At 67.8% G+C, this 3,954-nt stretch carries 7 protein-coding genes; all 7 read left to right on the forward strand.

The window, feature by feature from the left end; all coding sequences use genetic code 11:
- Nucleotides 1-106 precede the first annotated feature (106 nt).
- Complete coding sequence (locus HY703_10250) at nucleotides 107-358, forward strand: DUF4160 domain-containing protein (GenBank protein MBI4545567.1); 252 nt, start codon at nucleotides 107-109, stop codon at nucleotides 356-358.
- A gap of 38 nt (nucleotides 359-396) precedes the next feature.
- Complete coding sequence (locus HY703_10255; protein ID MBI4545568.1) at nucleotides 397-840, forward strand: helix-turn-helix transcriptional regulator; 444 nt, start codon at nucleotides 397-399, stop codon at nucleotides 838-840.
- Between the two features lie 266 nt (nucleotides 841-1,106).
- Entirely contained in the window at nucleotides 1,107-1,394 is a 288-nt protein-coding gene (locus HY703_10260) for a type II toxin-antitoxin system Phd/YefM family antitoxin (GenBank protein MBI4545569.1), read from the forward strand.
- A gap of 79 nt (nucleotides 1,395-1,473) precedes the next feature.
- The gene (locus HY703_10265) at nucleotides 1,474-1,860 is read left to right on the forward strand and encodes a type II toxin-antitoxin system VapC family toxin (protein ID MBI4545570.1); all 387 of its coding nucleotides are present in this window, start codon (nucleotides 1,474-1,476) and stop codon (nucleotides 1,858-1,860) included.
- A 412-nt stretch (nucleotides 1,861-2,272) separates the two neighbouring features.
- Entirely contained in the window at nucleotides 2,273-3,067 is a 795-nt protein-coding gene (locus HY703_10270) for a hypothetical protein (GenBank protein ID MBI4545571.1), read from the forward strand.
- A 9-nt stretch (nucleotides 3,068-3,076) separates the two neighbouring features.
- Nucleotides 3,077-3,517 (forward strand): hypothetical protein, encoded by a 441-nt coding sequence (locus HY703_10275; GenBank protein ID MBI4545572.1) that lies wholly within the window; start codon nucleotides 3,077-3,079, stop codon nucleotides 3,515-3,517.
- Nucleotides 3,518-3,755: 238 nt separating this feature from the next.
- Nucleotides 3,756-3,954 (forward strand): transcription elongation factor GreA (locus HY703_10280; GenBank protein ID MBI4545573.1); only part of this gene is annotated, 199 nt, incomplete at its 3' end.

The raw sequence follows: 3,954 nt of genomic DNA on the forward strand, positions 1-3,954 counted from the left end.
GCCATGGGGCCGCCCTGCCACAGCCGCCAGTTTCGGGCGACGCTGAGGCGTCACCGGGGTTTCCCCGCTGTAGCTTTTTTGCTACAATGAAGAGGGCGGGCTGTTCATGCCCACGGTCGTGCGAGATGGCGAGTTCGCATTCGTGATCCACACGAGAGAGCTGTCCTTCGAACCTCCGCACGTGCACGTGCGCTTCGGAGGCAACCAGGTTCGGATTGAACTCGCTGGTGTCACGTTCATGGATCAGCCGCCGCCGGGCAAGCGTCGAGCGATACTCGAAGCGTTCGCGCGTCATGCGGCCAGGATCCGGCGGAGCTGGGAGCAGATTCACGGTCCGCTCGAGGGTGATCGGCAATGAGAACTCAAGCGATGGCATACGTGCAGGGCGCTGACAGGATGGTTACGGGTGCCCGGCTCACAACGGACGGTCTCTACGTGCGGTTCGCGGACGAGCGTGAAGGGGTGATCCCCTTAGAGGAGCTCAAGCTCCCCGGCCAGCCTGACCGCGTTATTCTCCCTGATCCGTACGTGATCGAGATTCATCTGGTTGACGGCACCGTCGAAGAAGTTCCCTGGGATTTCGCCCGGCACTTCGCCGACCCGAATTACCGCGCGCGTTCGGAAGCGGCAGGGGAACGCGGTCGCCGGTTTTTCGGGGAGCGTCTCCGGTCCGTGCGCTCGGAACAGGGGCTAACGCAGGAGGAGCTCGCGGAGCGGGCTGGGGTCAACCGCGTGACGATCGCCCGGTTCGAAGCGGGCAAGCAACTGCCTCGCTATCGGACCCTCGTCGCCCTCGCCGACGGACTGGGCGTTCCCATCGAACGACTTATCGTCGGCTGAAATCAGGCTGCACCTGCCGCTCAGTCGCTTCCAACTTGCCACGGGCGCAGAGCGCCAACACGGCCCCGCACCAACCGCCCCGGCTTCGCGCCCGTATGCCGCCCGTCCTTCACCACCGCCACGCCGTGCTTCCCGTCACGCGGCGCAGACACCTTCCATATCCCGCCGCCGTGCGATGACGCGGCCGGTAGGCAAGATGGGAGCCGTCGTTGACGCGCCGACCGGGGCCCCTTGACCCATCGGACTAGTCTTATTAGTCATAATGCATGACGGAACGTACGCCAAACGTGCCCGGTTTACCGGTCTGGAAGCTTCACGAGGCTAAAGCGCGTTTTAGCGAGCTCTTCCGGCGCGCGCGGGTACAAGGTGCCCAGCGGGTCGTCAAGCAGGGGGGCGAGGCGGTCGTGGTCGTCCCATCCGAAGATTTCGATCGGCTAACGGAGCGTGCCGCGCAACCGGCATCGCTCGTCGGCTTCTTCCGCTCGGCACCCACGGGTGGTCAGGCGCTCGACCTGAAACGGAAGCGAGACACCAGCCGAACTATCAAGTGGTAGCGCACCCAGGCGGTCATCTTTCGCGGCGACTGCTGCCGTGACCGGCTTTCTGCTCGACACCAACGTCGTGTCGGAGCTCATGAAGCGTCGTCCAAACCGCGGCGTCGCGGCGTGGGTGGACGCCACGGCGGAGGAGCTCCTGCACCTGAGTGTGATCACGATCGGCGAGATTCGGAAAGGCATCGACCTGCTTTCAGACGATGACCCGAAGCGGGCTGCTCTGCAGGGCTGGCTGGGTCATGACGTCCGCGCCCGATTCGCCGGCCGGCTCCTGGCCTTCGATGACGCGGTTGCCGAGCGCTGGGGACAGATCGAAGCATTGGCGAAGAAGCGGCGATTGACGTTGCCGACCATCGATGCCCAGCTAGCAGCGACGGCACTCCATCACAACCTGACGTTCGTCACTCGAAATACGGGTGATGTCGCCGCCACCGGCGTGCCGGTCTTCAATCCCTGGAGCGAGTGACCGAGGCGCACCAATGTGGGACCCTGCCGGCTCGGCGCTGCGCGCGGCCGCTAACGGTGCGGGTCAGTAGCGGCCATTGCTCTACCGTTTCCCCTTCGCTGTTTACTACCTGCTATCGACCGAGGTATTCGAAATCAGAGGTGTCTTGCACATGCGTCGTGATCCACGCCCGTGGCGGCGACTTGCCTGGGCCTGCGCACGCCTTGGGCGCAGCAGCACGCAGCAGCCCGGCCCAGGTCGCAGTAGCTTCCGCTCAGCCGCGGCCGTGTTAACTTTGAAGGCCCGGGCTGCTCGCGAAGCGTGGGGTATGGCCTCCGCTTGGCACGCCAGGCCCGCACGCATCGCGAGCGTCCGGCGAATCGAGGGGAGGGGGCCCCGGCCAGCGCCGGGGAATGGGCGCAGTGAGGACGGGATGGAGATTTCGCTGGTACTCGTCGACTTCGATGACACGCTCGTCGAGACGGCGCCCCGCTTCCAGCAGGCGAGGGACCGGCTCTTCGAGGTCCTGGGCGGCGCAGGCTTCGAGCTCGAGCTGTGCCGCCGCGTGCACCACGAGGAGGTCGAGCCCGAGCTGATCGAGAGCCACGGGCTGGGGCCCTCGCGCCTCGAGCTCTCCTTCCGTGAGACCTACCGCCGGCTGTGCGCCCGCCACGGCCTGCCGGCCGACCCGCGCCTGGCCCGCCAATGCGCGGCCTTCGGGCGTGCCGTGCTGGGCACGCCCCCGGCCATTGATGGCGCGCTGGACGCGCTCCGCGCCCTGGCCCGGGCCCTGCCCACCGCCCTCTACACCCAGGCCGGCGACCCCGACTACCAGCTCCGCTGCGTCCACGAGGCGGGCGTACTGCACGTGCTGCCACCCGAGCGCGTCCGCATCTGCCGGCGCAAGACGACGAAGGAGTTCGCCGCCACCCTGGCGCACTTCGGCGTGCGCGAACCGGCCACCGCCTGGATGGTAGGCAACAGCATGCGCAGCGACGTGAACCCGGCGCTCAGTGCCGGTGCCCGGGCCATCCTGGTCGAGATCGACGAGCCCTGGGAGTTCGACCAGGAGGCGCCAGTCTCACCAGCATTCCTGCGCGTGCGCTCCTTTGCCGCAGCGGCCGACCACCTGCTGAAGCAGGCGGGGCTCCTCGGGAACGGCCGGCGCGCCCCGCGCGCCCGGCGAGCGGCCGGCTCCTCGCGCCGCCGCCGCGCCAGCGGCGGCTAGGCAGCGACCATGCAGGTCAAGCTCGCCCTGCTCGCGGACTACGCCAACATCACCGCCGAGGGCAAGCTGAACATCCTGGGCGTCTTCGACCGCATTGCCGTCTCCGAGCTCCCCGCCGTGCACCCCCAGATGCAGTTCATCCTGCGCCTGGAGGCGCACCCCGCCGAGCGGGACCGCAGCCACAGCGTCGAGCTGCGCCTGCACGACCCGGATGGCGAAACCGTCTTCCACCTGAACGGCGAGATCGTGCCCCGCGGCGGCAAGCCCGGCCAGGCGCTGGCCAGCAACCAGATCATCAGCATCAACAACCTCCAGCTCGCCAAGACGGGGGAGTACACCTTCGTCGTCTTCGTCGACAACGACCTGAAGGCGGAGGTCCCGCTCGCGGTCGAGCAGCTCGAGCGGGGCCGCCTCGAGCCGCCACAGGCGCCCGCGGACGGGCCGGCCTGATCGCCGCCAGGCCGCCGGCAACTCGGGGGCACCCGAACCGGGCCCTGGACGCCCTGGACTCCTGGACTCCACGAAGCTTTACCAGACCCATGGCACGGCGTATATTGAAACAGGCCCGGTCGCAGTTGCACAGCACTCGCGGCCCGGGCTGCTCTCCTGAACGGCCGCTTCACCGCTCCGGCAGCGCAGCCGGTTGCCGGATGAGCGGCGCTGTGTTCCCCGCCACCCCGTTACTCCCATGCTGGACGCCGTCAAGCAGAAGATCTCCGAGGAACTGGACCGCCTGACGCACGAGCTGAACGTCGTGCTGCCCCGCTCGATCCAGAAAGCCCTCGAGCACGGTGACCTGGGCGAGAACGGCGAGTACACCTCCGCCCTCGAGCGGCAGCACTTCGTCCAGGCGCGGATCAACCACCTGAACCAGCGCATGGGCGAGC

The sequence above is a fragment of the Gemmatimonadota bacterium genome (assembly GCA_016209965.1).
GTDB lineage: Bacteria > Gemmatimonadota > Gemmatimonadetes > Longimicrobiales > RSA9 > JACQVE01.